General features: G+C 69.4%; 5 protein-coding genes. 4 read left to right on the top strand and 1 reads right to left on the bottom strand.

Features of this window, described 5'->3' with window-relative positions:
* From D7V77_RS40440 to D7V77_RS40425, 4 genes are all read left to right on the top strand, one after another.
* Nucleotides 1–1,629: hypothetical protein (locus tag D7V77_RS40440; RefSeq protein WP_120581511.1), on the top strand; the 1,629-nt coding region annotated here is incomplete at its 5' end.
* 75 nt (nt 1,630–1,704) lie between these two features.
* The gene (locus D7V77_RS40435) at nt 1,705–2,430 is read left to right on the top strand and encodes a fatty acid desaturase (protein ID WP_120581510.1); all 726 of its coding nucleotides are present in this window, start codon (nt 1,705–1,707) and stop codon (nt 2,428–2,430) included.
* A gap of 34 nt (nt 2,431–2,464) precedes the next feature.
* Nucleotides 2,465–3,454, top strand: a complete 990-nt coding sequence (gene msrP / locus D7V77_RS40430) for a protein-methionine-sulfoxide reductase catalytic subunit MsrP (protein WP_120581509.1) — start codon at nt 2,465–2,467, stop codon at nt 3,452–3,454.
* Between the two features lie 3 nt (nt 3,455–3,457).
* Complete coding sequence (locus tag D7V77_RS40425) at nt 3,458–4,069, top strand: sulfite oxidase heme-binding subunit YedZ (RefSeq protein ID WP_120581508.1); 612 nt, start codon at nt 3,458–3,460, stop codon at nt 4,067–4,069.
* Nucleotides 4,070–4,076: 7 nt separating this feature from the next.
* Here D7V77_RS40425 and D7V77_RS40420 read toward each other — a convergent pair.
* Nucleotides 4,077–4,526 (bottom strand): response regulator (locus D7V77_RS40420; RefSeq protein WP_147452327.1); only part of this gene is annotated, 450 nt, incomplete at its 5' end.

The following is a 4,526-nucleotide window of genomic DNA, read 5'->3' as shown; positions in this document are numbered from 1 at the left end:
CGCCTGCCCGACGCCCCGACGCTGAAGCGGATGACCGCGCGCTTCGCCCCCGTGGACGTCAAGGTGGACGTGTCCAAGCTGCCGGACGCGGAGAAGCGCGCCCTGGCCAAGGTCCTCCAGGCGGCCCGCATCATGGACCCGCTCTTCCTGGGCCAGGCGTGGGCGGGCAACCAGACGCTGCTGTTGGACCTGGTGAAGGACACCACGCCCCTGGGCAAGGAGCGGCTGCACGCGTTCCTGCTCAACAAGGGCCCCTGGTCGCGCCTGGACGAGGCGAAGCCGTTCATCCCCGGCGTGCCGGCCAAGCCGGACGAGGGGAACTTCTATCCCGCCGGCGCCACCAAGGCGGAGGTGGAGGCGTGGGTGAAGAGCCTTCCGGAGGCGAAGCAGCACGAGGCCACGGGCTTCTTCACCACGCTGCGCAAGGGGACGGACGGCAAGTTCGTGAGCGTGCCCTACAGCGTCGAGTATCAGGGCGAGCTGGGCATGGCCGCGCAGCTGTTGCGTGAGGCGGCGGCGCTCACCCAGCAGCCCACGCTGAAGCGCTTCCTGGAGACGCGCGCGGCGGCGTTCCTGTCCAACGACTACTACGCGAGCGAGGTCGCGTGGATGGAGCTGGACGCGAGCGTGGACCCCACCATCGGGCCCTATGAGGTCTACGAGGACGGCTGGTTCAACTACAAGGCCGCGTTCGAGGCCTTCATCGGCGTGCGCGACGACGCGGAGACGCAGAAGCTGGCGAAGTTCAGCGCGGAGCTCCAGGAGCTGGAGAACAACCTCCCGATTGAGCCGGGCCTGCGCAACCCGAAGCTGGGCGCATTGGCCCCCATCCGCGTCATCAACAGCATCTACTCTTCCGGAGACGGCAACCGGGGCGTGCAGACGGCGGCCTTCAACCTGCCCAACGACGAGCGCGTGGCGGCGGAGAAGGGCACCAAGCGCGTGATGCTGAAGAACATCCAGGAGGCCAAGTTCCAGCGCGTGCTGCTGCCCATCGCGAAGGTGGCGCTGCCCGCGAAGGACCGCAAGGACGTGTCCTTCGACGCCTTCTTCACGCACATCCTCATGCACGAGCTGATGCACGGCCTGGGGCCCCACAACGTCACCGTGAACGGGAAGCAGACGACGGTGCGTCAGGCGCTGCAGGCGGCCTCCAGCGCCATTGAGGAAGCCAAGGCGGACATCTCCGGCCTGTGGGCGCTCCAGCGGCTGGTGGACAAGGGCACGCTGGACAAGGACCTGCAGCGGACCATGTACACGACGTTCCTCGCGTCCGCGTTCCGCTCCATCCGCTTCGGCATCGACGAGGCGCACGGCAAGGGCATCGCGCTGCAGCTCAACCACTTCCTGGACACCGGCGCGGTGAAGGTGAACGCGGACGGCACGTTCGAAGTGGTGCCGGACAAGATGCAGGCGGCCGTCACGTCGCTGACGAACCAGCTCATGGCCCTTCAGGCCTCGGGCGACCGCACCGCCGCGGAGGCGCTGCTCGCGAAGCAGGGCGTGGTGCGCCCCTCCGTGCAGAAGGTGCTGGAGCGGCTGAAGAACGTGCCGGTGGACATCGAGCCGCGTTACGTCACCGCCGACTCGCTGGTGAAGGACTTCGGCGCCCCGGCCGCGGCGAAGTAGTGTCCCCGGCCACGCTCCGTCCTCCCGCGCGCGTTTTTCGTGCGTGGGGGGCGGGGCCCGGCCAGTAAGGGAGCCATGGCGCCCGAGCCCTCCACCCGTCCCGCCCCTCCCGACCCGTGGGGCGTCGTGCTCGCGCTCGCGGTGGTGGGCGCGTGGGGTGGGCACCTGGCGTGGATGCTGGTGGGGCCCGCGCTGCCGTGGGCTTCACCGCTCCCTTGGCTGCATGTCCTCCTGCAGATGTGGCTGTCCACCGGCCTCTTCATCACCGGGCATGACGCCATGCACGGCACCGTGTCCCTGAATCGCCGGGTGAACGCGGCGGTGGGGATGCTGGCCTGCTTCCTCTTCGCGGGGTTGTCCTACCGCCGGCTGGTGGTGAACCACCGCGCGCACCACGAGGACCCCACCGGCGAGCACGACCCGGACTTCGCGGCGCGGGGCGTGTCGTTCTGGCCGTGGTTCGGGGCCTTCATGGTCCGCTACACGACGTGGCTGCAAATCGCGGTCATGGCGCTGAAGTTCAACGTGTTGCTGTGGCTGGGCGTGCCCCAGGCGCGCATCCTGGCCTTCTGGGTGCTGCCGTCGGTGCTGGCCACCGTGCAGCTGTTCTACTTCGGCACCTACCTGCCGCACCGGCGCCCGGAGACGGAGGGAATGGCGCCGCACCACGCGCGCTCCCTGCCTCGCAACCACCTGTGGGCCCTGCTGTCGTGCTTCTTCTTCGGCTATCACTGGGAGCACCATCAGTCCCCCGGCACGCCCTGGTGGCGGCTGTGGCGGGCGAAGGACGCCCGGCGGTAACCGGAAAAGGGGCTGGGGCGTTATAGAGGGAGTCATGCGCGACAAGCTCCCTCCCGAGCCCCCTGGCTCCGAAGTGACGCCCGAGAAGCTCTACGTGCGCCGCCGCGAGTTCATCAAGAACGCGGGCCTGTTCGCGGGCACCGCCGCGGTGGTGGGCGGCGGGCTGTACCTGCTGGGCATGAAGCGCACCCGGCCCATGGACGGCTTCGTGCCGGACGCGGGCGCGGTGGCCCAGCCGGTGGTGCCCGCCCAGGGCCTCTTCAGCACGGACGAGCCGCGCACGCCCTACGAGGACATCACCACCTACAACAACTTCTACGAGCTCGGCCTGGACAAGAACGACCCGGCCCGCCGCGCGCACCTGTTGAAGACGCGGCCGTGGACGGTCGTCATCGACGGGGAGGTCCACAAGCCGTGGACCGTGGACGTGGATCAGCTCATCTCCGCCTTCCCGCTGGAGGAGCGCGTCTACCGGATGCGGTGCGTGGAAGCCTGGTCCATGGTGATTCCGTGGCTGGGCCTGCCCCTGGGCAAGCTGCTGGACCGCGTGCAGCCCACGTCGTTCGCGAAGTACGTGGCCTTCACCACGCTGGAGGACCCGGAGCAGCTGCCCGGCCAGAAGAGCCCGGTGCTGGACTGGCCCTACGTTGAAGGCCTGCGCCTGGATGAAGCGCGGCACCCGCTGACGCTGCTGGCCACGGGCCTGTACGGCAAGCAGCTGCCCGCGCAGAACGGCGCCCCGCTGCGGCTGGTGGTGCCGTGGAAGTACGGCTTCAAGGGCATCAAGTCCATTGTCCGCATCACGCTCACGCGCGAGCAGCCGCCCACGACGTGGAACATCACCAACAAGCGCGAATACGGCTTCTACGCCAACGTGAACCCGGCGGTGGATCACCCGCGCTGGAGCCAGGCCTCGGAGCGCCGCATCGGTGAGACCTCGCGCCGGCCCACGCTGCCCTTCAACGGCTATGCGGACGCCGTGGCCGGCCTCTACAGCGGCATGGACCTGAAGCGGGACTTCTGAACGATGGCCTCCTCCAAGCTCCCCTGGCTGAACCCCGCCATCGCCGTCGGAGGACTCTCCCCGCTGCTGCTGCTCGCGATGCAGGGGGCGCAGGGACAGCTGGGGGCCAACGGCATCGAGTTCGCCCTCAACCAGACGGGCCTCTTCGCGCTGGCGGTGCTGCTGGGGTCGCTGGCGTGCACGCCAGTGCGGCTGGTGACGGGCTGGACGTGGCCCGCGCGCATCCGCCGCACGCTGGGCCTGCTGGCCTTCACCTACGCGGCGGCGCACTTCCTCACCTACTCCGTGTTGGATCAGGGCCTGGACGTGCGCGCCATGGCGGAGGACGTCTTCACCCGGCCCTTCATCACCGTGGGCTTCACCGCGCTGATGCTGCTGGTGCCGCTGGCCGTCACCTCCACGAACAAGTGGGTGCGGAAGCTGGGCTTCCCCACGTGGCAGCGCCTGCACCGGCTGGCCTACGTGGCCGCGGTGCTGGGCGTGGTGCACTTCGTGTGGCGGGTGAAGAAGGACGTCACGGAGCCGGTGCTCTACGGGGCCGTCCTGGCGCTGCTGCTGGCCGTGCGCGTGGGTGAGGTGCTGCGCAAGCGGCGGGCGCTCGCGCGCCCGGCCTGAAGCTTCGCTACTTCGCGGTGGCGCGGGGCAGCGGGAGGATGGTGTCCACCAGCGTCATCAGCTGCGCGCAGCTCACCGGCTTGCGCACGAAGGCGCTGATGCCGGCCTTCTGGCCCAGTGCGCGCACCTCCGCCACGTTCGGATCGCCCGTCATCATCAGGATGGGGACCTTGGACAGCCTGGCGTTGCTGCTGGCGCGGATCTGCCCGGCGAAGTCCGCGCCGTTCATCCCGTCCATGTGGAAGTCGGTGAGGATGAGGTCCACCTGCTCCGCCTCGGCGACCTTGAGGCCTTCCTCGGCGGACTCCGCCTCCAGGAACTCGAAGCTGCGGGCCATCAGGTAGATCTTCAGCAGCGTCCGGATGGAGCGGCTGTCGTCCACCAGCAGCACGCGCTGCGGACCGGTCCCCCCGGTCGGACGGACCGTGGGCGTGCTCCCCGTGGGACGGGGGGGCGC

Origin of the sequence: Corallococcus sp. CA041A (genome assembly GCF_003612075.1) — a bacterium.
Taxonomy (GTDB): domain Bacteria; phylum Myxococcota; class Myxococcia; order Myxococcales; family Myxococcaceae; genus Corallococcus; species Corallococcus exiguus.
Note: the sequence above shows the minus strand (reverse complement) of the source record. Positions and strands in the feature narration are given on the sequence as shown.